This window comes from Mycobacterium montefiorense, assembly GCF_003112775.1.
Classification (GTDB): Bacteria; Actinomycetota; Actinomycetes; order Mycobacteriales; family Mycobacteriaceae; genus Mycobacterium; species Mycobacterium montefiorense.
On record NZ_BFCH01000021.1, the window covers coordinates 214855 to 241009 of the forward strand.

The 26155-nt window shown below is 64.7% G+C and carries 29 protein-coding genes and 1 tRNA gene; 8 read left to right on the forward strand and 22 right to left on the reverse strand.

Features of this window, described 5'->3' with window-relative positions; all coding sequences use genetic code 11:
• Nucleotides 1–222: 222 nt before the first annotated feature.
• From DB708_RS20695 to argS, 12 genes are all read right to left on the reverse strand, one after another.
• The gene (locus DB708_RS20695) at nt 223–1431 is read right to left on the reverse strand and encodes a glycosyltransferase family 4 protein (protein WP_108925187.1); all 1209 of its coding nucleotides are present in this window, start codon (nt 1429–1431) and stop codon (nt 223–225) included.
• 42 nt (nt 1432–1473) lie between these two features.
• On the reverse strand, nt 1474–2127 hold the full coding sequence (locus tag DB708_RS20700) for an L-threonylcarbamoyladenylate synthase (RefSeq protein WP_108925189.1): 654 nt from the start codon (nt 2125–2127) through the stop codon (nt 1474–1476).
• On the reverse strand, nt 2124–2969 hold the full coding sequence (gene prmC / locus DB708_RS20705) for a peptide chain release factor N(5)-glutamine methyltransferase (protein WP_108925191.1): 846 nt from the start codon (nt 2967–2969) through the stop codon (nt 2124–2126). Before prmC ends, DB708_RS20700 begins: the two co-directional genes overlap by 4 nt.
• The gene (gene prfA / locus DB708_RS20710) at nt 2966–4039 is read right to left on the reverse strand and encodes a peptide chain release factor 1 (RefSeq protein ID WP_108925293.1); all 1074 of its coding nucleotides are present in this window, start codon (nt 4037–4039) and stop codon (nt 2966–2968) included. Before prfA ends, prmC begins: the two co-directional genes overlap by 4 nt.
• Before the next feature lie 99 nt (nt 4040–4138).
• Entirely contained in the window at nt 4139–4381 is a 243-nt protein-coding gene (gene rpmE / locus DB708_RS20715; protein ID WP_108925296.1) for a 50S ribosomal protein L31, read from the reverse strand.
• A 184-nt stretch (nt 4382–4565) separates the two neighbouring features.
• Complete coding sequence (fadD1, locus tag DB708_RS20720) at nt 4566–6140, reverse strand: fatty-acid--CoA ligase FadD1 (protein WP_108925193.1); 1575 nt, start codon at nt 6138–6140, stop codon at nt 4566–4568.
• 11 nt (nt 6141–6151) lie between these two features.
• Nucleotides 6152–8053 carry a transcription termination factor Rho gene (gene rho / locus DB708_RS20725; protein WP_108925195.1) on the reverse strand — a complete coding sequence of 634 codons (1902 nt, stop codon included), beginning with the start codon at nt 8051–8053 and terminating at the stop codon, nt 6152–6154.
• A 267-nt stretch (nt 8054–8320) separates the two neighbouring features.
• On the reverse strand, nt 8321–9256 hold the full coding sequence (gene thrB, locus DB708_RS20735; protein WP_108925299.1) for a homoserine kinase: 936 nt from the start codon (nt 9254–9256) through the stop codon (nt 8321–8323).
• Between the two features lie 25 nt (nt 9257–9281).
• A complete protein-coding gene (gene thrC / locus DB708_RS20740) occupies nt 9282–10364 on the reverse strand; it encodes a threonine synthase (protein WP_108925196.1) in 1083 nt (360 codons plus the stop codon).
• Complete coding sequence (locus tag DB708_RS20745) at nt 10361–11686, reverse strand: homoserine dehydrogenase (RefSeq protein WP_108925198.1); 1326 nt, start codon at nt 11684–11686, stop codon at nt 10361–10363. Before DB708_RS20745 ends, thrC begins: the two co-directional genes overlap by 4 nt.
• Before the next feature lie 3 nt (nt 11687–11689).
• Nucleotides 11690–13084: a diaminopimelate decarboxylase gene (gene lysA / locus DB708_RS20750; protein ID WP_165839878.1), complete on the reverse strand. Its 1395-nt coding sequence runs from the start codon at nt 13082–13084 to the stop codon at nt 11690–11692.
• Nucleotides 13081–14733, reverse strand: a complete 1653-nt coding sequence (argS, locus tag DB708_RS20755) for an arginine--tRNA ligase (protein ID WP_108925200.1) — start codon at nt 14731–14733, stop codon at nt 13081–13083. The genes lysA and argS overlap by 4 nt, the downstream gene beginning before the upstream one ends.
• 114 nt (nt 14734–14847) lie before the next feature.
• Between argS and DB708_RS20760 the strand changes: the two genes are divergently transcribed.
• Nucleotides 14848–14923: transfer RNA gene (locus DB708_RS20760), tRNA-Arg, on the forward strand.
• A 78-nt stretch (nt 14924–15001) separates the two neighbouring features.
• On the opposite strand, the gene DB708_RS28330 is transcribed toward DB708_RS20760, so the two are convergent.
• Together DB708_RS28330 and DB708_RS20770 are read right to left on the reverse strand one after the other, a co-directional pair.
• Nucleotides 15002–15328, reverse strand: a complete 327-nt coding sequence (locus DB708_RS28330; protein ID WP_409347620.1) for an alpha/beta hydrolase — start codon at nt 15326–15328, stop codon at nt 15002–15004.
• Nucleotides 15259–15735: an alpha/beta fold hydrolase gene (locus DB708_RS20770; RefSeq protein ID WP_165839879.1), complete on the reverse strand. Its 477-nt coding sequence runs from the start codon at nt 15733–15735 to the stop codon at nt 15259–15261. Before DB708_RS20770 ends, DB708_RS28330 begins: the two co-directional genes overlap by 70 nt.
• A 152-nt stretch (nt 15736–15887) precedes the next feature.
• Between DB708_RS20770 and DB708_RS20775 the strand changes: the two genes are divergently transcribed.
• The gene (locus DB708_RS20775) at nt 15888–16805 is read left to right on the forward strand and encodes an AraC family transcriptional regulator (RefSeq protein ID WP_165839880.1); all 918 of its coding nucleotides are present in this window, start codon (nt 15888–15890) and stop codon (nt 16803–16805) included.
• Between the two features lie 24 nt (nt 16806–16829).
• Here the strand turns inward: DB708_RS20775 and DB708_RS20780 are convergent, their stop codons facing one another.
• Nucleotides 16830–17423: a TetR/AcrR family transcriptional regulator gene (locus DB708_RS20780; RefSeq protein ID WP_108925206.1), complete on the reverse strand. Its 594-nt coding sequence runs from the start codon at nt 17421–17423 to the stop codon at nt 16830–16832.
• Nucleotides 17424–17523: 100 nt separating this feature from the next.
• On the opposite strand from DB708_RS20780, the gene DB708_RS20785 reads away from it, so the two are divergent.
• Entirely contained in the window at nt 17524–18183 is a 660-nt protein-coding gene (locus DB708_RS20785; protein ID WP_108925208.1) for a transmembrane-type terpene cyclase, read from the forward strand.
• 16 nt (nt 18184–18199) lie between these two features.
• Here the strand turns inward: DB708_RS20785 and DB708_RS20790 are convergent, their stop codons facing one another.
• Genes DB708_RS20790 through DB708_RS20800 form a run of 3 tightly spaced genes read right to left on the reverse strand, consistent with a single transcriptional unit; the run spans nt 18200 to nt 20012 of the window.
• Nucleotides 18200–18817, reverse strand: a complete 618-nt coding sequence (locus tag DB708_RS20790; protein WP_108925210.1) for a hypothetical protein — start codon at nt 18815–18817, stop codon at nt 18200–18202.
• 47 nt (nt 18818–18864) lie between these two features.
• Complete coding sequence (locus DB708_RS20795; protein WP_108925212.1) at nt 18865–19392, reverse strand: DUF4232 domain-containing protein; 528 nt, start codon at nt 19390–19392, stop codon at nt 18865–18867.
• 53 nt (nt 19393–19445) lie between these two features.
• Nucleotides 19446–20012, reverse strand: a complete 567-nt coding sequence (locus DB708_RS20800) for a carboxymuconolactone decarboxylase family protein (protein ID WP_108925213.1) — start codon at nt 20010–20012, stop codon at nt 19446–19448.
• Between the two features lie 45 nt (nt 20013–20057).
• Here DB708_RS20800 and DB708_RS20805 point away from each other — a divergent pair, with 45 nt between their 5' ends.
• Nucleotides 20058–20846, forward strand: coding sequence for an SDR family NAD(P)-dependent oxidoreductase (locus DB708_RS20805; RefSeq protein WP_108925215.1), 789 nt, complete (start codon nt 20058–20060; stop codon nt 20844–20846).
• Between the two features lie 64 nt (nt 20847–20910).
• Here DB708_RS20805 and DB708_RS20810 read toward each other — a convergent pair whose 3' ends face one another.
• The gene (locus tag DB708_RS20810) at nt 20911–21723 is read right to left on the reverse strand and encodes an SDR family NAD(P)-dependent oxidoreductase (RefSeq protein ID WP_108925217.1); all 813 of its coding nucleotides are present in this window, start codon (nt 21721–21723) and stop codon (nt 20911–20913) included.
• Nucleotides 21724–21816: 93 nt separating this feature from the next.
• On the opposite strand from DB708_RS20810, the gene DB708_RS20815 reads away from it, so the two are divergent.
• From DB708_RS20815 to DB708_RS20825, 3 genes are all read left to right on the forward strand, one after another.
• A complete protein-coding gene (locus DB708_RS20815) occupies nt 21817–22806 on the forward strand; it encodes an NAD-dependent epimerase/dehydratase family protein (protein WP_108925219.1) in 990 nt (329 codons plus the stop codon).
• Nucleotides 22807–22817: 11 nt separating this feature from the next.
• Nucleotides 22818–23393 (forward strand): TetR/AcrR family transcriptional regulator, encoded by a 576-nt coding sequence (locus DB708_RS20820; protein ID WP_108925221.1) that lies wholly within the window; start codon nt 22818–22820, stop codon nt 23391–23393.
• 79 nt (nt 23394–23472) lie between these two features.
• Nucleotides 23473–23820, forward strand: coding sequence for a DUF732 domain-containing protein (locus tag DB708_RS20825; RefSeq protein ID WP_235616869.1), 348 nt, complete (start codon nt 23473–23475; stop codon nt 23818–23820).
• 6 nt (nt 23821–23826) lie between these two features.
• On the opposite strand, the gene DB708_RS20830 is transcribed toward DB708_RS20825, so the two are convergent.
• The 3 genes from DB708_RS20830 to DB708_RS28020 form a co-directional block, all read right to left on the reverse strand.
• Entirely contained in the window at nt 23827–24432 is a 606-nt protein-coding gene (locus tag DB708_RS20830; protein WP_201263572.1) for a helix-turn-helix domain-containing protein, read from the reverse strand.
• Nucleotides 24433–24542: 110 nt separating this feature from the next.
• Entirely contained in the window at nt 24543–25316 is a 774-nt protein-coding gene (locus tag DB708_RS20835) for a class I SAM-dependent methyltransferase (protein ID WP_108925223.1), read from the reverse strand.
• A 304-nt stretch (nt 25317–25620) separates the two neighbouring features.
• Nucleotides 25621–25743, reverse strand: a complete 123-nt coding sequence (locus DB708_RS28020; RefSeq protein WP_261859478.1) for a hypothetical protein — start codon at nt 25741–25743, stop codon at nt 25621–25623.
• A gap of 25 nt (nt 25744–25768) precedes the next feature.
• On the opposite strand from DB708_RS28020, the gene DB708_RS20840 reads away from it, so the two are divergent.
• On the forward strand, nt 25769–26155 hold the full coding sequence (locus DB708_RS20840) for a hypothetical protein (RefSeq protein WP_108925225.1): 387 nt from the start codon (nt 25769–25771) through the stop codon (nt 26153–26155).

Genomic DNA, 26155 nt, shown 5'->3' on the forward strand with positions numbered 1-26155 from the left:
CAGCACCTCAATCCGGATTGATGGAGCGGAAAGCTTCCGACCGACTGATCGGTGGCTCGCCGAGCGTATCGCACGTCACAGTGGAATCACTCAAGGGGTATCTCCCTTTGTCGGTCGTCGATCGGCACTGTCGGAAAACGATCCGACGGGCCGGTTGGCCGGCAACCCTAAGGATTCTTTTCGGGGTTCTACCAGCACCGTACCATATGCACGACGCTGCTACTACTCCTCGTCGTAGTAGTCGTCACGACGGCGCAAGAGGGGGATCGCCGTCGCGACGGCGGCGATCACAATGGCGCCCAGCATGACCGCGCCGGTATCGCGCGGGTTGAAGAAGATCGTGCTGGCGGCGCCGAACGCAACGATGCCCACCCAGAGATAGATGAGCAGCACCACCCGCCGATGTGAATGCCCGATCTGCAGCAATCTGTGGTGCAAATGCATCTTGTCGGGGCTAAACGCGCTGCGGCCCGCACGGGTGCGCCGCACGATGGCCAGCAGCAAGTCGAGCATCGGAAAGAACATCACCGCCACCACCAGAAGGAACGGCGACAGCAGGGCAAACACGTCACGGGCGCCGTAGGCGTTTTGGGAGACCGGGCCGGCCGCGGTGGTGGATGCGGCCGCGAGCATCAAGCCGATCAGCATCGAGCCGGAGTCGCCCATGAAGATCTTGGCGCGATGGAAGTTGTGCGGCAGGAAGCCAAGACAGGCTCCGGCAAGCACGATCGAAATAACGGCCGGCGGATAAAACAGCACGTCGCCGCCGTGGTCGCGGAGCAGGCCGACCGAGAACATACAGATCGCCAGAGCCATGATGAGACCCAGCCCGGCCGCCAGCCCGTCAAGTCCATCGACGAAGTTCATCGCGTTGACGACCGACACTGTCAGCGCCAATGTCAGCAGGATCGACGAAGCCTGGTCCAACACAACGGTGCCGACGCCACCTAGCGGGATGTAGAGGACGCTCCACGCAACACCCATAGTGACCAGCACGCTGGCGGCGGTGATCTGGCCGGCGAATTTCGTCAGGGCGTCCAGGCCCCACCGGTCGTCGATGAGTCCGATCCCCATGATCACCGCCCCCGCCACCAAAACCGCGGGCATACCAGTGGAATAGACGAATCCGCGGGTGAGCGCGGGAAGCTGGGAAGCCAAGAACACCGCGGAGAGAACACCGACAAACATGGCCAGCCCGCCCATGCGTGGTGTCGGCGTCACGTGCACATCGCGTTCCCGCGGATAGGCGACCGCACCTAAGCGGGTGGCCAACACCCGCACCGGGCCGGTCGCAAAATAGGTGATGATCGCGGCGGTCAGTCCGACCAACGCGAGCTCGCGCAGCGGCACTCCGGCGCCGCGATCCGACAGGGCGTGCAGACCAGCGGCAAGACTTGCTACGTCGCTAGACACCACGCGACCGTACGCCATCAACCTTTCGACCTGAATCCGCGCTTCGCGACCGGTTGGCCGCTAGGCGATCAACCGTCCAGCGTCAATTCCGAGCACTTCCGCGACTCGCTCCACACTGACCGGTCCGGCTCGCAGCAGACGCGGGGTGTCGCCGGTGAGGTCGATGATCGTCGAGGCGGCCTGCTGCTCGGAAGGCCCCGCGTCGAGATAGACGCCGACGAGATCGCCGAGTTGGTCGCGGGCCTCGGTGGCGTTCACCGCAGGCGGACGACCAGAGACGTTGGCGCTGGACACAGCCATCGGCCCGACCTCGCGCAACAGCTCGATCGCGACCGGGTGCAGCGGCATCCGCAGCATGACGGTGCCACGGGCATCGCCGAGATCCCACTGCAGCGACGGCGCCTGCGCCACCACCAGACTTAGCGCGCCAGGCCAGAATGCGCGGATCAGTTCGCGGGCTCCATCCGGCACCGTGTAAACCAGGCCCTCGATGGTGTGCCACGAGCCCACCAGCACGCCGACCGGCATATCGCGGCCGCGACCCTTCGCCGCCAGCAGTGCGGCCACGGCGGAGTTGTCGAAGGCGTCCGCGCCGATGCCGTACACCGTGTCCGTCGGCATCACAACCAGCCGGCCGCCCTTGAGCGCCCCCACCGCCGAGGCGATTCCGGTCGAACGCTGTTCGGAATCAGCGCAATTGAATACCTCAGTCACACCGCACCGTCCCTCGAGGCAGTGACGAATCTTGGCCGGCCGGTAAGATCTTGGCGTCCCCGGACGTCGTCGAAAAGCCCGGTGCTGTCCAGCAATTCGACGGTCCGCGACGATGTGGTGTCATCGTGCTCGACGGCGAACAGGCCACGCGGGCGAAGCCAGCGCCCGGCAAGGCCGACGATCGCGGGGATCACCGCCATCCCGTCCGGGCCCCCGAACACCGCGTGTGCGGGATCATGCTGGGCGACTTCGGGTTCCAGCGAGACACTGTCGGGCACGTAGGGCGGGTTGGCCACGATCAGGTCAACTCGCCCGTCCAGTCCGGGAAGCAGACCCGGTGTGGTGACGTCGGCGCGGACCAGTTCGACCGAGGTGCCCTCGACATTGCGGCGCGCATATTCCAGGGCTGCATCGGAGTCGTCAATGCCGATAACGCGCGCCGCCGGCCAGTGGCGGGCCAGCGTCACCGCCAATGCGCCGGATCCGGTACACAGGTCGACGATCACCGGCGCCGCGGACAAACGCTGGGCCGTGGCCCATTCCAGGATGGCCTCGGTCTCCGGGCGTGGGATGAAGACGCCGGGGCCGACGTGCAGCACCACGGGCCCGAATGGCGCCGTGCCGGTGAGATGTTGCAACGGCACTCGCCGCGAGCGCGCGGCGATAACGTCGTGATATCGCACCAAGAACTCGTCGTCTATCGACTCGATCAGGGTCAGCCGGCCGCGGTCGGCGCCCGCGACGTGCGCAGCCAATTGCTCGGCATCGCAACGCGCAGAATCGATTCCGGCTTCGGCGAGCAACGCCGCAGCAGAGTCGATCGCGCGCCGCAGGACGGTCATGCCTGTTGTAACCGGGCCTGTTTGTCGGCGGTGCCCAATGCGTCGAACAACGCATCCAGGTCACCGTCGAGAACCTGGTCGAGATTGTGTGACTTGAAACCGATTCGGTGATCGGTGATCCGGTTCTCCGGAAAGTTGTAGGTGCGAATTCGTTCGCTGCGATCCACGGTGCGGATCTGGCTGGCCCGATCCGCCGACGCGTCGGCTTGCGCCTGCTCCTCGGCGACTGCCTGCAGCCGGGCAGCCAGCACCTGCATTGCCCGGATCTTGTTCTGCAGCTGTGATCGTTCGTTTTGGCAGGTGACCACAATTCCGGTGGGCAGGTGGGTGATCCGCACCGCCGAGTCGGTGGTGTTGACACCCTGCCCGCCTTTGCCGGACGACCGGTAGACATCGATGCGAAGATCAGTCTCGTCGATCTGCACCGCGCCGACTTCCTCGGGCTCGGGATAGACCAGGACGCCTGCGGCCGAAGTGTGTACGCGGCCTTGGGATTCCGTCACGGGCACCCGCTGTACGCGGTGTACCCCACCCTCGAACTTCAAGCGTGACCACACCCCGTCGACCGAGTCGCCCTTGCTGGCAATGGTAAGGGTGGCATCTTTGTAACCGCCCAGATCAGAGGTGGTTTCGTCCAGCACCGTCACGGTCCAGCCATGCCGCTCGGCGTAACGGATGTACATCCGGGCCAAATCGGCGGCGAACAATGCCGACTCCTCGCCGCCTTCACCGGATTTGACTTCGAGCACCACGTCGTCGGCGTCATGCGGGTCGCGCGGCGCCAGCATGTCGGTGAGTTGGGTGTCCAGTTCGGCCACCCGTTCTTCGAGTTCGACGACCTCTTCGGCGAACGACTCGTCATCGGCCGCCAGTTCGCGTGCGGTTTCCAGATCACCGCGGGCCGACTCCAACCTGCGATGCGTGGCGACGATCGGGGCCAGGCGCGCGAATCGCCGGCCGGCTTTGCGTGCCTCGTCGGGATTGCTGTGCAGTGCGGGGTCGGCCAGGCGCTGCTCTAGTTCGGCGTGTTCAGCGAGCAGCACGTCAATCGTCTGTACCGGCTGCGTCATCACACCTCCTCCCCCATCTCCGCGAGCTTGTTTGCCGCAAACGCGGACCGACGCCCGGCCTGCGCAACGTCGAGCGCAGTTCGGGCGTCGGTAAGACAGCTATTTGTCGGTCGACTCAGCTTTGTCGGCTCCGGCCTTCCGCTTTCCGTACCGCTTCTCGAAGCGCGCCACACGGCCACCGCTGTCCAGGATCTTCTGCTTACCGGTGTAGAAGGGGTGGCACTGCGAGCAAACCTCGACGACGATGTTGCCGCCCTCTTTGGTGCTACGCGTCTGGAATGTGTTCCCGCACCCGCAGTGCACCGTGGTCTCCGCGTAGGCGGGATGGATGTCAGCTTTCATGATGTCCTCTTCGATCGTTGTCGCCCTGGTAACCCGTAGGTATCCGGCCATTGGGCGGGAACTGAAGAACCTGACTCGGTTCCGGGCAGTCGACGCTCGATTATGCCAGGTCAACCACCTTCTCCCCAAACACCGAGATGCGCCCGCACATTCCCGGCGAGATAACCCGGCCAGCGTTCGCGGTTCAGGACAGTGTGTAGGCGCTGCTATGCGCGTTGCGCGTCCACAGCACGCCACCCTCGGGCGCCGTTCCGCGGGCGGTCAGCTCCCGTTTGAGGACCTTGTTGGTCGCCGTGGTCGGCAGCCGATCGGTGAGCCAGACATAGCGTGGCCACGCCTTACCCGACAGGTCGGGCTGACCAGCCAAAAACCGCTCGAACTCCTCGGGCGTCAGCTCGGCGCCGTCCTGCAAGACGATCGCCGCCATCACCTGATCGCCGACGTGTTCGTCCGGGACCGCGTACACCGCGACCTGGCTGATCGGCGTCAATCGTTGCAGGATCCGCTCAATGGGCGCCGTCGTCATGTTCTCGCCGTCGACGCGCAGCCAATCCCCGCTGCGACCAGCGAAGTAGATCCACCCGTCGGCGTCTCGGTACGCCAGGTCTCCCGACCAGAACATCGCATTCCGAAGGCGCGCGTCGGTGGCCTCGGGGTCGTTGTAATAGCCGGCGAACAATCCCCCGCCGGTGGTGTTGACCAGCTCCCCGATCGCTTCCTCGGCATTGGCCAGCGCGCCATCGCTGCCGAACGCGGCGACCGGGCACTCCGTCTGGGTCTCCGGGTTGTAGATGGCGACGCCCGGGAAGCCCTTCCCGAGCGATCCGGGCGGACAGCCGTCCTCGCGAGTGATGATGATCGCTCCCTCGCTGGAGCCGAAACCGTCCCACACGGTGCAGTCGAAACGACGACTGAACTCGGCGATATCGCGATCACTCGCTTCGTTGCCGAAGGCCACCCGCAGCGGATTGTCGCTGTCGTCGGGCTGCTCGGGCGTGGCGAGCACGTAGGCAAGTGGCTTGCCGACGTAGTTCATGAACGTGGCGCCGTAACGGCGCAGATCGGGGAGGAGCCGCGACGCCGAGAACGCTGCCGGGGCCATCGCCGCACCGGAACAGACCGCCACGCCCCAGCCGGCCAGCAGCGCGTTGGAGTGAAAGAGCGGCATCGACATGTAGCAGACGTCGTGGGCCTGCACCGCGAACCGCTCGATCAGCGTCATGCCGGCAAATAGCACGGTCAGATGCATCATCTGGACGGCCTTGGGGTCGCCACTGGTACCCGAGGTGAAGATCATCATGAAGGTGTCGGTGGGCGCGACCTTGCGATACGGCGTCAGTGGTCCAGCGCTGTCGCGTCGCACCGACCACGGCTCACCCGACACGTCGAACACCTGCACACCCGGCAGGTCCAGCCCGTCCAGCAGCGTCTTGTGTGCTGGATCGGTGAGCAGGATCTGGCAGTCGGCTCGCAAAATATCCCTGGCGAGCGGGGCGCCACGGCGGGTGTCGTTGATTCCGCACAGCACATACCCGCCGAGTGCGGCCGCCGCCATGGCGGTCAGCATCTCGGGGGTGTTGCCCAGCAACGCTCCCACATGCAGCGGACGAGCCGGATCGGCGGCGCCGATCACGGCGGCGGCACTAGCGCTCGCATCGGCGAGATGTTCTCGCCAGCTCCACATCCGCTCGCCGTACTTCAGCGCGGGATCGTCCTGCGCGACCCGTTCACGCAGCAGCTGCTGAAGCGTTTCCGCCACAGCTCGCGAGACTAGTCGTTATCCATATTTCCCGGTGTCGTCTTGGACACCTGGACGAGGAACTCGTAGTTGGTCTTCGTCTTGCGCAGCTGCGACATCAGCAAGTCGATGGCCTGGTGGGAATCCAGACCCGACAGCACGCGGCGCAGCTTGTGCACAATGCCGAACTCGTCTGGCGAGAGCAACAATTCGTCCTTACGAGTACCGGACGGGTTGACGTCGACCGCCGGGAAGACCCGGCGCTCCGAAATCTTGCGGTCCAGCTTGAGCTCGGCGTTACCGGTGCCCTTGAACTCCTCGAAGATGACCGTGTCACCGGTGGATCCGGTCTCGACCATCGCCGTGGCGATGATGGTGAGCGATCCGCCTTCTTCGATGTTGCGCGCCGCGCCCAGGAAACGCTTCGGCGGGTACAGCGCGGTGGAGTCGACACCACCGGACAGGATCCGGCCCGACGCGGGTGACGCGTTGTTGTAGGCGCGGCCCAGCCGGGTGATCGAGTCCAGCAGCACCACGACGTCTTTGCCCTGCTCGACGAGCCGCTTGGCGCGCTCGATCGCCAGCTCGGCGACGGACGTGTGGTCCGACGGCGGCCGGTCGAAGGTCGAGGCGATGACCTCGCCCTTGACCGAGCGCGTCATGTCGGTGACCTCTTCAGGGCGCTCGTCGACGAGCACGACCATCAGGTGGCATTCCGGGTTGTTCTGGGTGATCGCGTTGGCGATGTCCTGCAGGATCGTCGTCTTACCGGCCTTGGGCGGGGAGACGATCAAGGCACGCTGGCCCTTACCGATCGGCATGATCAGATCGATGACTCGGGTGGTCAGCCGGTCGGGAGTGGTTTCCAGACGCAGCCGCTGGTTGGGGTACAACGGTGTCAATTTTTGGAAGTCGGGGCGCTTCTTGACGTCTTCGACCGGTCCACCGTTGACGCTGTCCAGGCGGACCAGCGGGTTGAACTTCTGCCGCTGGTTGGGCTGTTCGCCTTCCTTGGGCACCCGAACAGCGCCGGTCACCGCGTCACCGCGGCGCAAGCCGTTCTTGCGCACCATATTCATGGACACGTAGACGTCGTGCGGGCCGGCCAGGTAGCCGGAAGTGCGCACGAAGGCGTAATTGTCAAGAACATCAAGGATGCCGGCTACCGGTTGGACGACGTCGTCCTCCCGCAATTCGGTGTCGGGGCCGCCCTCGCCTGAGCGTTCACCGCGACGCCTGCGATCGCGATCGCGGAACCGGCGGCCCCGCCGGCCTTGACGCCCGTCGCCGTCGTCATCTTGCTGATTCGAGCCGCCACGATTCTGCTGGCCGCCCGAGCCTTGCTGGTCGCCGCTCTGGTCGCCGGCGTCTGATGAGCGCTCGTCCGTCTTGTTTTCCTTCTGGCCCGCGTCACGTTGGCCAGCGTCACGCTTGTCGGAGTCGCGCTTGTCGGAGTCGCGCCTGTCACCCTCACGAGTGGCGGTGCCGTTGCGGTTCTCCGAGCTCTCCTCATCGGCGGTCCGGGCGGTCGACCCTGCGCTACGGGAAGCGCCGCGTCGTTCCCGGCGCGGGCCACCCTCGGTGGCTGAATCCTTCTGTTCCCCTTGGGCAGTCGGTGCTTCGCCGTCAGTTTTCTGTTCGTTCTTTTCTTGGTCAGACTTGGCGCTGTCCTCGGATGGGGCGGCGCCGGCGGAAGTGCCGTTGGCTTGTCCCCTGACTTCCTTGATCGCGGCAATGAGTTCGTTCTTACGCATACCCGACGTCCCCTTGACGCCGGCTTGGTTGGCCAGCGCACGCAACTCGGGCAGCACCATGGTGGACAGGGAGCCGGTCGAGACGTTGGGTTTCACGTCCGGGGTGTCTGTGGTCACGGCGTTCGACAGCTGATTGCTGTCGGTGCTTTCGTCAGCCGTGAACAGGTCCGTATCAGTCACGGATTTCCTTTCTTCCCTCGCTGATCACGTCATACGAGGGGTTCGTTGCATTCAGCCAAATTGCCGAATGCGCCCAATCATCGACTCTGCGACGGTGGTCGCCTGGATGGGCGGAGTAAACGGCGAACCTCGTCAGCGAGAAGAATTGGTGTTATCCCAGCGGGAAGGCAGTATGTATGCAGATGCAGATCCTGCGATTGCTGGACGAAGCCGAGAATAACCCGCATCTGAGCTTGAAGCAAGCAAACCCTCCGGTGAGCCTGTGGATTAACCAGCGATCGTGACGCCAGGACTCCAGCGAACTCCTTCGCCGGCCGTCATCTCGGCAATGGTAAATCCATGGGCAAAGCCATAGTCCAGCGCCTCCGACGGTAGCTCCGGCTTCGTAGTCATTGCGATGACAGACGGACCCGCCCCCGAAAGCGTCGCTGACACCTTAAGACGCCGCAGCAGCCGCAGATATTCCGCCGACGCCGGCATTGCGGGTGCGCGTTGCGGCTGGTGAAGCACATCTTCGGTAGCCGCCATAAGCAGATCGGGGCGTTTGGTCAGCGCGACCACCAGCAGTGCGGCGCGGCTGACGTTGAACCTGGCGTCCTGGTGACTGACCTGAGCGGGCAGCAGCACCCGGGTCTCCGCGGTCGACGAGCGGTCCTCGGGGATCGCGCAGAACAGCCGGATATCGGGATGCAGCCCCAGCGGGACAGCCGAGTAGTCGGGCGTGTCGCCGGTCCGGTCGATCCAGGAAACCACCGCGCCACCCAGCACCGCGGCGGCAGCGTTGTCAGGATGACCCTCGAACTCCGAGGACAGCTGGATTAGCTGCGCGGCGCTGAACGGGTTCGAATCTGTCTGCGCAACAAGACCATTGACCGCAGCAAGGCCGCTCACCACCGCCGCCGCGGACGAGCCGAGACCGCGAGAATGCGGGATGGCGTTGCGACAGCGCACCACCATGCCGGGAACCCTGACGCCGGCAGCCTGCAACCCACGCTCAATGGCGCGCACCACCAGATGCTCGGGACCCAGTGGTACCTGACCGGCACCCTCGCCCTCGACGTGCACAACCAGGCCGGAATCGGTTGTCTCCAAGACGATCTCGTCGTGCAGACTCAATGCCAGACCGATACTGTCGAAACCCGGGCCGAGGTTGGCGCTGGACGCCGACACCACGGCGCTGGCCACCAGCCCGGCGGGCAGCATCTGATTCACGGACAGGCCTTAACCACTACGCCAGCCCCAACTTCTCGACGACGAGTACCGGATCCACTGGCAGCGCGGACACGCTCGGCATATCTTTCAGCGCCGTGTCGGGATCCTTGAGGCCGTTGCCCGTCACCGTGCACACCACGGTCGATCCGCGCGCTACCCAACCGTCTTCGACGGATTTGAGCAGACCCGCGATGCTGGCCGCGGACGCGGGCTCGACGAACACGCCTTCAGATTCGGCTACCAGATGGTAGGCCGCCAGGATCTCCTCGTCGGTCGCGGCTAGGAAGCGTCCATTGGATTGCTCCTGAGCCGCAACGGCAGCTGACCACGACGCCGGGGAACCGATGCGGATCGCGGTGGCGATGGTTTCGGGGTTCTTGACGGGTTTGCCGTGGACCAACGGCGCCGCCCCCGCGGCCTGGGTGCCGAGCATCCGGGGCAGCTTCTCGAACACGCCCTCCTGGTGATACTCGGTGTAGCCCTTCCAGTACGCGGTGATGTTTCCCGCGTTGCCGACCGGAAGCGAATGGACGTCCGGAGCGGTGCCCAGGGCGTCCACGATTTCGAACGCGGCCGTCTTCTGGCCCTCGATGCGCACCGGGTTGACCGAGTTGACCAACGAGATCGTCGGGAAGTCGGCGGCCATCTTGCGGGCCAGCTCCAGACAGTCGTCGAAGTTGCCATCGATCTGAATGATCTTGGCGCCGTGCATAACCGCCTGCGCGAGCTTGCCCATCGCGATCTTGCCCTGCGGTATCAGCACCGCGCAGGTGATGCCGGCGCGCGCAGCATAAGCGGCCGCGGATGCTGAAGTGTTTCCGGTCGACGCACACAACACGGCCTGTTGCCCGCGGGCCACCGCGTCGGTGACCGCCATCGTCATGCCCCGGTCTTTGAAGGAGCCGGTGGGGTTGAGGCCTTCGACCTTAAGGTGGACCGTGCAACCGGTCTGCTCGGAGAGCCGGGTCGCGGGAATCAGCGGGGTACCACCCTCGAGCAGGGTGATCGGCGTCCAGTCGTCGCCTACCGGCAACCGGTCACGGTAGGCGGCGATCAGGCCCGGCCAGGGTTTGTGGATAGCGGTGCGCGGCGTGCTCATATGCTGGTTCCTTCCAATCTCAGCACGCTTGCCACACTCTGCACGACGTCCAAATCGGCCAGCGCATCAACGGTTTCGGAGAGTGCCGCGTCGGTGGCGCTATGCGTGACCACCACGATGCGGGCCCCGACCCGACGTCCGCCTTCGTCCGCGACACCTTCCTGACGGACCTCGGCGATGCTCACCTCACGCTTGCCGAACTCGGCTGCCACCGCGGACAACACGCCGGGCTTGTCGGCGACGTTCATGCTGACGTAGTAGCGAGTGGATATGAAACCCATTGGCGCGATCGGCAATTGCGCGTACTTGGATTCTTTCGGCCCACGGCTGCCCAGCACCCGGTTGCGGGCGGCCATCACCAAGTCGCCGGTCACTGCCGATGCGGTGGGCGCACCGCCGGCGCCCTGGCCGTAGAACATCAGCCGGCCCGCCGCCTCGGCCTCCACCACCACGGCGTTGAACGCACCGTTGACGGTGGCCAGCGGATGCGACAGCGGAACCAACGCGGGGTAAACGCGCGCCGAAACCCGTTGCTGGCCATCGTCGCCGGCGATGCGTTCGCAGATGGACAGCAGCTTGATGTTGCAGCCCAGCGCGTGTGCGGATACGAAGTCGGCCGGGGTGATCTTGGTGATGCCTTCGCGATAGACGTCGTCGGCGGTCACCCGGGTGTGGAAGGCGATGGACGCCAGGATCGCGGCCTTGGCCGCGGCGTCGTAGCCCTCGACATCGGCGGTGGGATCGGCCTCGGCGTAGCCCAGCGCACTCGCGTCGGCCAGCGCACTTTCGTAATCGGTGCCGGTGCTGTCCATCGCGGAAAGGATGTAGTTGGTGGTGCCGTTGACGATGCCGGCCACCCGCACCACGGTGTCACCGGCCAGCGACTGGGTGAGCGGACGGATGACCGGGATCGCACCCGCGACCGCCGCCTCGAAATACAAGTCGACATGTGCATTTTCGGCTGCCTGCGCCAGCTCTTCGGTGGACGTGGCCAACAACGCCTTGTTAGCCGTCACGACGGACTTGCCGTGCTCCAGCGCAGCCAGGATTGCCTTGCGCGACGGCTCGACCGGCCCCATCAACTCGACGACGATGTCGACGTCTTCCCGCGACACCAGCTCGTCGATGTTGTCGGTGAGCAGCTCGATGGGGACACCGCGATCGGCAGCGACGCGCCGGACCCCGATGCCGCGCAGCGCGAGAGGCGCGCCGACACGGGCCGCGAGATCGTCGGCGCTCTCCTCGATGATGCGGACGACTTCGCTGCCGACGTTGCCGAACCCAAGCACCGCTACGCCGACAGGCTTTTCATTACCGGACACAGTTCACCTCACTTCCAGACTCAGCAAATCGTCGACCGTCTCCCGGCGCAGGATCAGGCGTGACCGCCCATCGCGAACCGCGACCACGGCGGGCCGGCAGATCATGTTGTAACGACTCGACAGCGAATAGCAGTAGGCACCCGTCGCGGCCACCCCCAGCAGGTCGCCTGGCCCCAGGTCACCCGGTACCCAGGTGTCGCGAACGATGATATCGCCGCTCTCACAATGCTTTCCGACGATACGGGCCAGCGTGGCCGGCGCATCGCTGATCCTGGACACCAGCCGGGCGTCGTACTGCGCGTCGTAGAGCGCGGTGCGGATGTTGTCGCTCATGCCGCCGTCGACGCTCACGTAACGCCGGATTGCCGTCGCGCTGACCTCGACGTCCTTGACGGTGCCGACTTCGTACAGCGTGATGGTGCCCGGTCCGGCGATCGCCCGCCCGGGCTCCACCACCAGACGCGGTACCGGCAGTCCTACGGCCGCGGACTCATTGCTGATGATCGTGGTCAGCTTGGCGGCCAGTTCGGCCATCGGCGGCGGGTCGTCGGAGGCCAGGTACGAGATGCCCAGGCCGCCACCGAGATCGACAGTGGAGATCTGCGCGGTCTTGTCCACCCCGAACGCGGCGACAACCTCCTGCAGCAGGCCGAGGACACGGCGCGCGGCCAGCTCGAAGCCGGCGACGTCGAAGATCTGCGAACCGATGTGGCTGTGCAGCCCGACCAGTCGCAGGTTATCGGTCGCGAATACCCGCTCCACCGCTGCCATCGCCGCGCCGCCGGCCACCGACAGGCCGAACTTCTGGTCCTCATGCGCGGTGGAGATGAACTCGTGGGTGTGTGCCTCGACGCCGACGGTGAGCCGAACGAAGACGTCCTGCACGACGCCCGCCTCGCCCGCAATGGTTTCGAGACGCTCGATTTCGGTCATCGAATCCACAACCACGTGACTCACACCGGCTTTGACCGCGGTAGTCAACTCCGCGACGGATTTGTTGTTGCCGTGAAACGTGATCCGCTCCGGCGGGAAGTTGGCGTGCAACGCAATGGCCAATTCCCCGCCGGTGCACACGTCAAGCGAGAGGCCCTCTTCGTCGATCCAGCGCGCTATCTCGGTGCACAGGAATGCCTTAGCGGCGTAGTGGACATTGGTGCCGCCGCCAAATGCCGCCGCAATCTCTTTGCAGCGCGCGCGGAAGTCGTCCTCGTCGATGACGAAGAGCGGCGTTCCGTACTGTTGGGCCAGATCGGTCACCGGGATCCCGGCGATGACAGCGATTCCGTCATCGTTGCGAACCATGTTGCGCGGCCAGACATTCGGCGCCAACAGCAGCAACTCTTCGGGCGACTGCGGCCGGGGCGGGCTATCCGTGGTACCGGCGGAGTGGACGTTCACATTCTCTCCGGGGCGCTGACGCCGAGTATTGCCAGGCCGTTGGCGATGACCTGGCGGGTGGCCTGGCACAGCGCCAGGCGTGCGGTGTGCAGGTCGGTGGGTTGTTCATCGCCCTGGGGCAATACCCGGCACGAGTCGTAGAACCGATGATAGTCACCGGCGAGGTCTTCCAGATAGCGGCAGATCCGATGCGGTTCCCGCAGGGACGCAGCGGTTTCGAGTACCCGTGGGAATTCTCCGATGGTGCGCAGCAGCGCACCTTCCTTCTCATGGCTGAGCAGTTCGAGGTGCCCGGTGTCGGGGATCAGGCCGAGCTCGGCGGCGTTGCGTGCCAGCGCCGAGAGCCGAGCATGCGCGTATTGCACGTAATAGACCGGGTTTTCGTTCGATGCCGAGGACCACAGCGCGAGATCGATGTCGATGGCGGTGTCCACCGAGGAGCGGGTCAGGCTGTACCGTGCGGCGTCGACGCCAAGCGCGTCCACCAGGTCGTCGATCGTGATCACGGTGCCGGCGCGCTTGCTCATCCGCACCGGCTGGCCGTCGCGGACCAAGTTGACCATCTGTCCGATCAGCACCTCGACGGTCGCCGGGTCGTCGCCGAAGGCGGCGGCCGCGGCTTTGAGTCTGGCGATGTAGCCGTGGTGGTCGGCACCGAGCATGTAGATGCACAGGTCGAAACCGCGTTGCCGCTTGTCCAGGTAGTAGGCAAGGTCGCCGGCAATGTAGGCGGGTTTGCCGTCGCTCTTGATCACGACGCGGTCCTTGTCGTCGCCAAAAGCGCTGGTGCGCAACCAGCTTGCGCCGTCTTTGTCGTAGATGTTGCCGGACTCGCGAAGCCTGGCAACGGCTTCGTCGACCCGGCCGCTGGTGTGCATCGACTCTTCGTGCGTGTAGACGTCGAAGTCGGTGCCGAACTCGTGCAGCGATGCCTTGATGTGGGTGAACATCAGGTCGACGCCGATTTCACGGAAGGTCTCGTGCATCTCGGCTTCGGGCAGGCTCAGCGCGTCGGGCGCCTTCGCCAGCACCTGCGCGGCGATGTCGTTGATGTAGGTGCCGGCGTAGCCGTCCTCCGGGGTGGGTTCGCCCTTGGCCGCGGCGATCAGAGAGTTGGCGAACCGGTCGATCTGCGCGCCGTGGTCGTTGAAATAGTATTCGCGGACCACGTCGGCACCCTGTGTCGAGAGCAACCGGCCCAGGGCATCGCCGACGGCGGCCCAGCGGGTCCCGCCGATGTGGATCGGCCCGGTGGGGTTGGCGGAAACGAATTCCAGGTTGACCTTGCGGCCGGCCAGCTCCTCGGAGTGACCGAAGCGGTCGCCGGCGTCGATGACATCGTTGACGACCTTGGCTTGGGCCGAGGACTCGAGGCGCAAGTTGATGAAGCCCGGCCCGGCGACTTCCGCCGACGCCACACCGTCGGCACCGGCCAGCGCCTCGGCCAGCCATCCGGCCAGTTCACGCGGGTTGGTGCCGACCTTCTTGCCCAGCTGCATCGCCAGGTTGCTCGCGTAATCGCCGTGCTCGGGATTACGGGGACGCTCGACGGTGACCGTCGCCGGTAGCGCAGACACGTCGAGGCCATGCTCGGCAAGCACCGCGGATGCGGTGGTTTTGAGCAGCTCAGCCAGGTCAGCGGGGGTCACGAGCGTCCATCCTATTGGTTGGCGCGCTTACGCCCCGAATCCATTGCGGTGACGACGCAGCCACCTCGATGCGTTAGTCTGTCGGGGCCCAATGGCGCAGTACCAATATCGTGCGCCCCCGTAGCTCAGGGGATAGAGCGTCTGCCTCCGGAGCAGAAGGCCGCAGGTTCGAATCCTGCCGGGGGCACCACCGTTTACGCAGGTCAAGCCAGTTCAGGCTGCCGAGCTGAGTTGCCGGGCCGCACTCTTGCAGTGAGATGCACGGCCCTCAAGCTGACGTTTGGCGTGCGATATCGCTGTCATCGCCCGATGTCAGCAAGTGACACAACTCATCTGGTTTCGACCAGAACGGGGAATGTCCGGCGTCGAACTCGACCACCTCGTCACAGAACTGCCCGGCCGCCTGGCGGGCCCATTCCGGGTTGAGTGCGCAGTCCGCAGTGCACACCACATAGCGACTGCGCGTGAGTCTTTCGTCGGGCAGCGGGATCGGCTCGGAGAACAGTCTGGTGGCACGCTCTGTGGTCAGCCGCGGCAGGACAGTGCTCCTGACATCGTCGGGCGCGCAATCGTGGTAAAAGAATTCCTCGGCGATCGCGGGGTCAACGTCGTCCCGCCGAACTCGTCTCGCGACATCCCAGCAAAGGCTTGGCCCCACGCGTCCAGCAACATGCGCTCGCCATCGGCGATCCGTTCAAGGACGCTGACAGCGCGCCGCGGAAGGAATGCGGCCACCAACACAAGTTCACGCAGCGCCAACCGGCGCGCGACGACACTCGCCGCTAAGCCAGCCGACGAATGCGCGACTAGTACAACGTCATTCAGGGGTGGCTCGATGGCCATCTCGATCGCGGTGACATAGTCCATGACATCCGCCCACGGATCCCCGCTGGGCAGATCGACGGTCGCAACCTGGTGGCCTGTGCCGACCAGGATGGGCCTGACTCGCTCCCAGCACCAGGATCCGTGCCATGACCCATGAGCAAAGACGAATTTGGTCAACGTTCCCCCCCCCCACGACAGGTTTGGGCTCGCCACACGCCGCGGGGCGGGCGGGATGCAATAAATGCACCCGATAGCCAGTTAAAAGTGGATTGGAAGGCCAGGCCATGGCCGTGAGTCCGCGTTACTTACTCGATCGTCCAGGAGCTTGGATGGACCCGCTGACTGACGTTGTTGAGATGCTCGACTCCGAAGTCGCCGAATCGTGTCGGTTCGAGGCCAGCGGTCCGTGGTCATTGAGCCTGCCGGGCTATCGCCATGTGAAGGTTGGTGCGGTCCTGTCGGGCCAGAGTTGGTTGATCACCGATGACACCGTCCCGGTGCAGCTGAAAGCGGGTGACTGCTACCTGCTTTCGAGCGGTCGGCCGTTTCAGGCGGCCTCGGACCTGTCGCTCGAGCCGCGCGACGCGAAGGCCTTGTACGAAGCGATCTGGCCCTCGACAGTGCTGCGGCTCAACGTCATTGACAACGATCCGGATCGATTTGTCCAGGTATGCGCCAGTCTGAAGTTCGACGAGACGACCGCGGCGTTGCTGCTGGATTACGTTCCGAGCCGCGCCAGGATCGCGGCCGGCAGCGACGGCGCCGAGACGTTGCGACCGGCCCTGCAGATGCTCGAGCGTGAGACCCGCGACAGCGCAGCCGGGACGACCGTAATGCGGAATATGTTGACGCAGATCCTGATCGTGCAGGTGGTTCGGACGTTGCTCGACTGCACCGAAACTGATGGCTGGCTGCGCGCCCTGCGCGATCCCAACCTGGGCCCGGCGCTGGCGGCGATGCATGTGACCCCCGGCCGAAACTGGAACGTCGCCGAACTCGCCGCCGCCGCCAACATGTCCCGGAGCTCGTTTGCTCAGCGATTTACCGACGGCGTCGGGGTATCACCGCTGGCGTACCTGTCGGCACTGCGCATGCGTGCGGCGTCTCGGCTGCTGCGGTCCACCGCACGCACCGTTAGTTCGGTGGCGGCCGAAATCGGATATTCCTCGGAAGGCGCATTCACCCACGCGTTCAAGAAATTTTGCGGTGTCACCCCGAGTGCATATCGACGCGCGGAGACGAAATAGCAACAACACCAAGGCTTCCGATGATTAAGCGGCAATCGAGGTGATCATGAAGTCGATGCCGGCAAGCGCCTCTGCGCGGGCGGCGTCGACATCGAGCGCGTTTGCGACGAACAGGGCCGCCTCATTTGTTGCGGCGATGATCAGCCGAGCGGTCATCCGGGTCGAGGGCAGCGGTCGCACCTCTTTTGTCGCGATGCCGCGCTGAAGCAGTCGATCCAGAACGTCGAGGGTGTAGCGATCGTCAATCTGGTGCCACCGGGTAAAGCCAAGCACCGATAACGCGTCGGTCAGCACGACCTGCCGGATGTAAGGGTCGGTGCACCAATCTAATAGGTTCCGTACCGACATCCGCATGATCTCGAGGGGCGAGGTTATCCCGGCACTCCACTCTCTGGCCCTGCGGACGCCCTCCTCCTCGAAGTCGGTGAGTAGCGCCTCGAGCACCGCGGCCTTGTCCGAAAAGTGGTGATAGAAGGCCCCCTTGCTGGATCCGGCGCGATCCAGGATCGCGTCGATGCTGCACCCGTGATAGCCGTGCTCGGTGAACAATTCGCGGGCGGCCGCCACGATGGCCGCGCGGGTCGCGGCACGGCGATCGGCCTGGGTTCGTCTCGTCATCGGCCGACGCACCGGTGTTCAGAACTGAGTCGTCGATTTGACCACGCCACATGTTACAGACTACTAGTCTGTATGTTGACCACGGCGGAATGAGTCTCCGATGTCCATGATCGAGATGTTCGGGCTTGCCAGCGGGATCTTCTGGATCATCACCTACGCATGCGTGATACGGCAGGGCCTGCTCGACCGCGCATCCGCGATGCCCTTTCTCGCGTTGGCAATGAACATCACCTGGGAGTTCCTGTTCACGTTCGTCTATCCGTCGGTCGGCGGAGTGATGCAGGAGGTGATCAACCTGATCTGGTTCGCCGCCGATATCGCGATCCTGGCGGTCTTCTTGAAGTACTGGCGCTCCGACTACCCGAAAAGCCTTCCCGAGGTCTACTTCTGGCCCGCCTTCGTCTTCACTTTTGTCATGGTGGCCCCGATGATGATCGCCACGGTGTCGGTGTTCGGACGCGAAAGCGGCTCGGTTTATACGGCGTTCGTCGACAACCTGGTCATGTCGGCGCTGTTCTTGAGCATGCTCATTCGTCGCGGTGATCGGCGCGGCCAGAGCATGTGGATAGCCTGGGGCAAGCTGCTGGGCACGTTGACCGCTTCCATCTCCCAGTACCTCTACACCCCGGGAAATGTTCTCTGGCTGGTGATCTACGTTGAGATTCTGGTTCTCGACGTGCTCTATGTGGTCTTGTTGTCGAACGCCCCGCGGTATCAGCGCGATGAGGCGCGCGTCGACCCTACGACCGCTTCGATCTAACTCGTCGTCTATCGCCTCACAGCCGTTGGATCGAGATCCGTGCGTTGACGTGCCAGGCCGAGCCGTTCGCGTTGACCTGCAGATAGAGGCCCTTCACCTCATTACCGACCTGGTGCTCGACGACGAGGTTGGCCTTGTCCTTGACCCTCACGAAGGTCTCCATGAAGCTCGGCAGCGCGTTGGCGTCGCTTCCGGTGCCGATGGACAGCGCCTTGGCATTGCTGGCGTTGAGCACGTCGATGGTGGGAACGACATCCGGCGCCAGGGCATCCTCGAGATATCGCAGCCGCGCATAGCCGGCCGGTGGCGCCAATAACGTCGGGATGATGGCCGTGTTGGCCACGTCGTAGGAGTTGACGAGCGACATCGCCGTGACGTGATACAGACCAGCCCGCAGCGTCACTACGCCGGTCCGGTCGTCGAGGCTGATGTTCTCGCCTTCCTGGACTTCCTTTTTGTTGAAGACGCGGGCGTTCCACCCGGCAACCATCGGCTTGTTCGACAGCGAGTATTCCGCGTACACGGCGTAATCGGCCGCGGACGCGTCGGGACTTCGACTACACGCTGCGACGGCGATACTTGCGATCAGCGCGACGGTTGCGACAAGCGGCGCGATTGAACGAGACCTGATCATCGATGATGAGCCCATTCCATTCGAAACCTAGATCCGCACAACAGGATTCACGCGTACGGTTGCAGCGGCCCGACGTGGCCGCCCGGGTGGGTTCCGTCGCCCTGTCGTAGCACGGTGAGGCCGTCGGCAATCCAGGGAGTCTGTAGCTGGGTGGTGGAGTCCGGCGGAGTCACCACGATGGTGGTAGGCGGCCAGGCCGGCTCCCAGCCGCCAGGGCCTATCTTCGGCAGGAAGGCCACCAGGCTGGCGGCCGATGCTCCTGGCGCGAGAACGACGGCCTGCACATCGCCGCTCTGTCTAGGCAGGCTGTAGGTGGGGCCTAACGTCGGGCCGTCGGGGCCGACGAGGTCCACGCCGGGATAGCCCCGCAGGGTGCAGGTCTGCTGGGAGACATTCGTCAAAATCACGTAAAAGTGCAGATAAATTTGTTGGCCGGGCGAAATCGGTGGACTGGCGGCCAGACTCAGCGAATCGGCCCCGCACCATGGCGTGGCTGCCGCTGTCGTATTCGCCGCCGCCGGTACAGCGAGTGCCGACACGAGGGCCAGGGCGGCCGCAGATGTTGCGAGTTTCACCGAGTTCGCCTCCCTACCTTCATATGTCGAGGCCAGTGCGAGAACCTTAGCCCTTACACCGGCTTCGTGCTGTCGACCTGATCCTGGCCGTACGTGATGACGGGGGCGGAGTCGCCGTAGACATCGAGGGTGTGGATGAAGCGGTGCAATCCCATCACGCCCGCGCAGGTGAAACCGAGCTCGATGATCTGCGCGGCGGTGAATTGCTCACCCAACCGCTGGTAGAACTCGTCGTCCATGGCGTGGTGATCAGCGGAGAGCAGATCGAGGAACTCGACGGCCATCTGCTCTTGCGGCGTCAGCGCGCCGTGGCCGGGCGCCAGCAGGCATGCGACATCGTCGTCGGTGATCGAATCATGCTTGCGCGACTGGCTACAGGGTTCGCACTCGCCGAGTTGGGCGCTGCGGATACGCAGTAACTCGAGGATCCGGCCGCCGAGCAGAGTGCCGGCACCGAGGTGCGTCCTGGCCATGTTCACTTGCTCCAGCTGTGCGCTGCGATAGGCGAAGATCTGCAACGGCACCGGCGTCGCGTAGAGCCCGGCGGCCACGCCGGCATCGACGATTTCGCGGGAGTGCGAGCTGAGTTCTTCCATCGGGATCGGCGCAATACGCGGCATTAATTCAGGCTATCTTTTTTACGCAGTAGTGAAAAGGAGAAATCGATGTTCAGACTTGCCGGAAAGGTCGCGATAGTTACCGGAGGTGCCGGCGGGATTGGTGCGGCGACGGCGAACGAATTAGCCCGCGAAGACGCGGCCGTTGCCGTCGTCGACATCGACGAGGCGAAGGCCGACGAGGTCGCCGACGAGATTCGGCAAACCGGTGCGCACGCCATCGCGCTGGGCGGCGATCTCGCTGAGGAAGAGGTGGCGAGGTCGGTGGTGCAGGCCACGGTGGCGGAGTTCGGCCGGCTCGATGTCCTGCACAACAACGCCGCGCTGACCGCCAGCGGCTTCCTGTCTCGCGACACCACGGTCACCGAGATGCCCATGGACGTATGGCAGCGGTCGCTGCAGGTCAACCTCGGAAGTCAGCTGCTGATGTGCAAATACGCCGTCCCCGAGATGCGGAAGAGTGGCGGGGGCTCGATCGTCAATATGTCGTCGGGCGCGGCCCTGTCTGGCGACCGGACCCGGCTGGCCTACGGCGTCTCGAAAGCCGGGGTGCACGCCCTGACGATGTATGTGGCCACCAGCGAGGGCAAGCAAGGCGTACGAGCGAACACCGTCGTGCCCGGCTTGATCCTGACCGACGCCGTGCGCGCGCACCTGTCCCCCGAAATCCTCGATGGCCTGGGCCGCGCCACGTTGACGCCGTATGTCGGACAGCCAAAAGACGTCGCAGAACTCGTCGTTTTTCTGGCGTCGGAGCGGTCCCGCTACATCACCGGACAAATGATTTCGATCGACGGCGGAATGTCGGCGCACGTGGCGATGAATACAGGCGATTAATTGCAGCCATTATCGGCACAAAGCGCTATTCAGCGAATGTGAACTAAAGAATTTCTTCCTCGCCCTATGTAGTTGTCGGCCCGAGCGCGTATGCGCCGGTCTCCGGGTGGTGATACCAGCCGCTGGCGGCATGAGTGCCACCGTCGACGTGGATCGTTTGGCCGGTGACGTAGCTGGACATGTCGGATGCGAGAAACACTGCCGCGCCTGCCATCTCGTCGACATGGCCCGCGCGCCCCATCGGAACCGTGAGTCCGAATCGCTGCTCGGAACCCGGTGGCGCAATCGCCTGGATGCCTTCGGTCAGGGTGATGTCGGGGGCCAGCGCGTTGACCCGGATGCCGTGCGGGGCAAGTTCGAGCGCGGCGGTCTTGGTGTAGTTGATGACGCCCGCCTTGGCCGCCGCATAGGTCGCATAACCGGGCGCGGCGCGCACGCCCTCGATCGAGGTGACGCTGATGATGCTGCCGGGCAGTTTCTGCTCGACGAGGTTGCGGGCCACCCGCTGCGTACACAGGTAAACGTGGCGCAGGTTGGACTTGTACAGGGCGTCCCAGCCGTTCTCGGTGGTCTCGAGGATCCCCGACCAGAAGACGCCGCCGGCATTGTTGACCAGGATCGTCACCGGCCCGAGCTCACTGGAGGTCTGCGCCAGTGCGGTATCCACCGCGGCGCTGTCCCGGACGTCGACGGGGATGCCGAGAGCACCGATCTCGTCTGCGGCCGACGCGCACGTTTCGGGGGTGCGCTCCCAGATCGCCACCCGCGCACCGAAGGCCTTCAGCCCGGCCGCGATGCCCCGGCCGATGCCTGCGCCACCGCCGGTGACCACCGCGACGCGATCGGTCAGCAACACGCTTGAGGGATCGAGTGTCATGCGGTTGACTATAGAACATTCCCACTTCGCGGTTTACAGTTCTCACATATTATGTTCAATATGTAATACGTAGCAAGCCCAAGGGAGGCCGCGATGGCCAGCACGATCTTCGTCACCGGCGCGACCGGCCAGAGCGGCGGCAACGTCTGCGAGCAACTGATTGCGCGGGGCGACCACGTCCGCGCCCTGGTTCGCAATCCCGATGAAGCCACCGCGCTGGCCGGGATCGGCGTCGAATTGGTCAAGGGCGACATCAGCGACGCCGACGACGTGGCACACGCGGCCAAGGGTGCCGAGGCGGCGATCCACTGTGCGGCGTTGCTCGGCGGCGCGAGTCAGGACCTCGCGGACTTCAAGGCGGTCAACACGGTCGGCACCACCAACGTCCTGGATGCGGCCAAAGCCCATGGCATGCGTCGGGTCGTTGCCCTGAGCACCGCCACCTTCCTCGACTTGAGCACCGGCCTCGACTTCGAAGAGGCGCCCATTCTGCAAAACCCGCCCAACGACCCCTACACCGTCACCAAGCTCGCGGCCTTCCTGGAAGCCCACCGGCGCGCGGCCGCGGGAGACGACGTGCTGACCTGCCACCCCGGCGCAATCTACGGTCCCGGCCTGGTCGTCGAACGCGCATTGCACCGCACCAGTTTCAATCGGGTGCTGTTGGCAGGCATGCGCGGAAAGATCAAGCGCTATTTGGCTTTTCCGGTGACCTGGGTCGCCGGAGCGGACGTCGCGAAGGGCTCGATCGCCGCATTGGACCAGGGGGCGGCCGGTGAGCGCTACCTGTTGGTCGGCCGGCCCGAAGACACCTTCAGTACCGCCGGCGGCATCAACCGCGCCTGCGAGATCGCCGAAATCGAGCACCGTGTCCAGGATCTCGACTACCGCACCGACCCCGAGGCGCTGACTGCCGAATTCGGGCCTACCTTGCTGGCCATCGCGAAGGCCGCGGCCCGCAGCGAGCGCAGGACCAGAACCAAAGACAACCTGACCACCCGGCGCCTTGGCTATGCGCCGATGTCCTTTGACGACGGACTGCGGCTGCTGATCTCGTGGCTACGCAACCTCGGCAAGCTGTAGGGGCCGCCACGGTGCCGCTCGCCGAATCGCGCAAATTCGGCTCAGATCATGGGGATCTGGCCGATCGAATCCTGGACGCGGCCCAGCGGCTCGTTTTCCGGACCGGTGCACGCAAGATGTCGCTGTCGGACGTGGCGACCCTGGCCGGGGTGTCACGGCCCACCATCTACCGCTACTTCGTGTCCAAAGAAGACCTGATCGACGCGATGGGAAAACGCGAACGCCGGCGCTTCAGCACCGCGATGGAGGACGCGACGTCTGGAGTCGTCGGCGTCGCACGATTGGAGGCGGCGGTCGACGCGGTCGCGAACTTCCTCGAGGCTCAGCCGCCGGGGCGACTGCTCGACCTCGAGCCGGGCTTCGCGCACGACCAGATGGCCGCGGCGCTGCCCATGCTTGCCGAAGGGCTGGTCGAGGTTCTGCAGCGCTGTGCCCGCGAGGGGGCGCTGTCTGCAGCGGTGGATCCCCGCGACCTTGCCGGCGCCATCGCGCGGACCGCATTGAGCCACTACATATTTCCCGAGGCCGACCGCGCTGCGGCTCGTCGGCAGATCCGGGCCGCCGCCGGCCTGGCCGCCCGCACCTGACGGCTGGGCTCGAATCCTGGCAGGGCTAATTTTCTCTGTCTCTTCATATGTGCGCCGCTTTGGCATCGCACACTGAGTCATGTCCTCATCTCGCTGGCTGGCCGGAATGACCGTCGCTGCCATGGTTGGTGCCGCCCTGGTTGCAGGCACTCCCGTTGCGGCCGCCGACCCCGTTAATGACGCATACCTTGCTCAATTGCGCGCTTCCGGCCTCACCTGGGCGCCCGGCCACGATGCCGCCATGATCGGAATGGCGCAGCTCATCTGCGACGACCTCGGCTGGGGCTGGACGGCGGACCAGATTGCCCGGGACGTCCACGCCAACTTGGACCCGCGGGGCATCGCGGTCGGAGATGTCGGATCCATGGTCAGTATCGCGCATGCGACGTATTGCCCTAACCAGAGGTGCTGGGCGCCGCACTGCTAAGCGACGTCAGCAGCTTTCCAGCCGATTGACGTCATCGACAATCAACGACGCCACCCTGTCCAGCGGGCGCTTGAGCGCTTCCACCGCCCGATGATCGGGCAGAGCCAGCCCCAGAACCGCGATATCACCCGACGGGAGCGCGAACGGCGTAGCGATACAGCAGCATTCCGGATGCACCACTCGATGCTCGGAGGCGAGTCGCCCCGTTTCAACCGCTTGCCACACCGCCGACGCCGGATGTTTTGGTGCGACGGATTGCTCGAAAGCGGTCATCACCCGCGCCGTGCGGTGTCCCTGCGTACTGGTCAAGAAGCGCAGCTTCTCCGCCGACCGCAGATAGAGACACAACGTTGCGCCCGTCGCGTGCGTCACCGCGTATAGCCGCGGATGCGCAGCGCCGCCAAGATCACTGTGCCGGCGGTCGACATCGTGAAAGCCCTTCGCGAGCATCCATTTGCGGTCTCGACGCTCGACGATGCTCTCGCGGGCTATTTGCTCCAGCAGTCGATGCGCCGTCGTCTTTGGGATACCGACCGCCGCCGCAAGTCTGCCGACCCCGACCGGGGCCTGCGTTCGGCCCAGCACCCGCAGCATCGCAAACGCGCTGCGCACCAACCTGCCTTGCCCCGAACGCTTGCCCGTGTCTGCCCCCTCGCCTGTGACGTGATGCTTCACCCGTTAGACAACGCGTGGAGTCGCCACGCGATTCCACGCCGGAGCGATCAGGATCGGCGGCCGATTCCGGCCATCACGATTGGCGTGAAGATGCGCATGCTCTGGTCCGCGAACCGGGCCGCGGTCGCCTCGGCATCAGCGGCAGATAGGCCACCCGCCGCGACGATCGCATCCCGAATGCTCTCGAACGAAAGCTTGAAGAAGTCGAAGCCCGGAGACTGCGCGTCGATTATTCGCGTGCGGCCTTCGCCCCGAACGTCGGTCAACCCCGCTGCAACGAGCTCGTCGACGACCCTGCGCCCGAAAGTCCGATCAAATCCTGCCTGCTCCATAACCGCGCCCATCGCGCGCACCGTCGCGTCAAGGTACGGCTGATCGCCCAGGCTGTAACAACTGAACTCGTAGTCCTCGATGACGATCCAGCCGCCCGGGCGTAACGCCCCGGCGAGCTTACGAAGGATGTTCTCGCGATCCGAAAGGTGCTCGAGTACGAGGCGCGAATGCACAAGGTCGAACCCACCCGGGGGAAGGTCGTCGCTTCGGATATCCAGGCGCCGAACGTCGACGGACTCCGATGCGAGGTGGTCGATGAATCGCGTGTCGATGTCCACCGCGGTAACCGCCGCGCCCCGTCCGGCCATCCAGTTGACCAACGAGCCCCCTCCGGCACCGACTTCGAGGCATCGCCAGCCGGCGTCGAGTCCGAGCTCATCCAGCAGCGACTGGCTCCCCGGGTCCCACAGGGCTTCGATGCCCGCAAGTCGGGCACGCTCCGCAGCGAAGTCGCCGCCGTACAGGTAATCGCGCGGTCCCTGTGTCATAGCAGATCACCAGCGCAATAAATGTTCTCGCAAATGTCGCCGAAGCGCGGAACCGGCAGAACCGATCCGGCTGATCCCCCGCCAATGACGATGAAGTCGTACTTCGAGTCTTGCACTGCCATAGATATCCCTCCGAGACGCACTGATGCATCTAGGAATAGGCAACGAACCCCCGATGTCCCAACCGCCGGTTCCGCCTGACGGAACAGCACCCCGGTGCAATCCGGCGTGGCACGCCGCCCGGCTCGGACGCTGGCCAACTTCATAGAATTTTTCGGCCCCACTCGCCGATCTGTCTTTCAATTCAATATGCGTCCACGACCAACCGGGCAATCCGCTCGGGTTTGCCGATACGTTTCACCTCATACGGCCAGCGGCCAAGGGAGACAAGACATGAGGGCAAAAAGATGAGGATCAGTGCGGCCATCGCAGCAACTCTATTTTTTGCCGGCGTGGCAACGCTGCCGGCGCCCAACGCCTCCGCGGAGCCCCTCGCAACGCCGGACGACGCGAAGATGAACGGGGTGTATCACTACGCCGACGAAGACGGCGGTCACGGGACCTGGATCGTCCACACCACGTGCACGCCGGGCTGCGTCGCTCATGTGTCAACTTCGATGGATAACGGCTTTGATGCCCCGTTGGTCGACGGCCGGTACACCGTTAACCGGTCGATCCCCGAAGGCGCGATCTGCCCGGATAGCAGCCAGCACCCGATCGACATCACCCAATCGTGGGACCCGCTCACGCTCACCGGCGAAGTCGACTTCTTGACGACGTCGGCGCCCTGTGGTCTCGAAGACAACCGCGACATCTTCACCCTCACCAGAGTCGGCTAG

Coding starts and splice junctions, on each gene's coding strand:
- DB708_RS20695 (WP_108925187.1), bottom strand. CDS start 1,431: ATGGCGTACGGTCGCGTGGTGTCTAGCGACGTAGCAAGTCTTGCCGCT.
- prmC (WP_108925191.1), bottom strand. CDS start 2,969: ATGACCGTCCTGCGGCGCGCGATCGACTCTGCTGCGGCGTTGCTCGCC.
- prfA (WP_108925293.1), bottom strand. CDS start 4,039: ATGACGCAGCCGGTACAGACGATTGACGTGCTGCTCGCTGAACACGCC.
- rpmE (WP_108925296.1), bottom strand. CDS start 4,381: ATGAAAGCTGACATCCATCCCGCCTACGCGGAGACCACGGTGCACTGC.
- thrB (WP_108925299.1), bottom strand. CDS start 9,256: ATGCTGCCCGCCGGGCTGGTGGCCAGCGCCGTGGTGTCGGCGTCCAGC.
- thrC (WP_108925196.1), bottom strand. CDS start 10,364: ATGAGCACGCCGCGCACCGCTATCCACAAACCCTGGCCGGGCCTGATC.
- DB708_RS20775 (WP_165839880.1), top strand. CDS start 15,888: ATGGACCCGCTGACTGACGTTGTTGAGATGCTCGACTCCGAAGTCGCC.
- DB708_RS20780 (WP_108925206.1), bottom strand. CDS start 17,423: ATGACGAGACGAACCCAGGCCGATCGCCGTGCCGCGACCCGCGCGGCC.
- DB708_RS20785 (WP_108925208.1), top strand. CDS start 17,524: ATGTCCATGATCGAGATGTTCGGGCTTGCCAGCGGGATCTTCTGGATC.
- DB708_RS20790 (WP_108925210.1), bottom strand. CDS start 18,817: ATGATCAGGTCTCGTTCAATCGCGCCGCTTGTCGCAACCGTCGCGCTG.
- DB708_RS20800 (WP_108925213.1), bottom strand. CDS start 20,012: ATGCCGCGTATTGCGCCGATCCCGATGGAAGAACTCAGCTCGCACTCC.
- DB708_RS20805 (WP_108925215.1), top strand. CDS start 20,058: ATGTTCAGACTTGCCGGAAAGGTCGCGATAGTTACCGGAGGTGCCGGC.
- DB708_RS20810 (WP_108925217.1), bottom strand. CDS start 21,723: ATGACACTCGATCCCTCAAGCGTGTTGCTGACCGATCGCGTCGCGGTG.
- DB708_RS20815 (WP_108925219.1), top strand. CDS start 21,817: ATGGCCAGCACGATCTTCGTCACCGGCGCGACCGGCCAGAGCGGCGGC.
- DB708_RS20825 (WP_235616869.1), top strand. CDS start 23,473: ATGTCCTCATCTCGCTGGCTGGCCGGAATGACCGTCGCTGCCATGGTT.
- DB708_RS20835 (WP_108925223.1), bottom strand. CDS start 25,316: ATGACACAGGGACCGCGCGATTACCTGTACGGCGGCGACTTCGCTGCG.
- DB708_RS28020 (WP_261859478.1), bottom strand. CDS start 25,743: ATGGCCGCACTGATCCTCATCTTTTTGCCCTCATGTCTTGTCTCCCTT.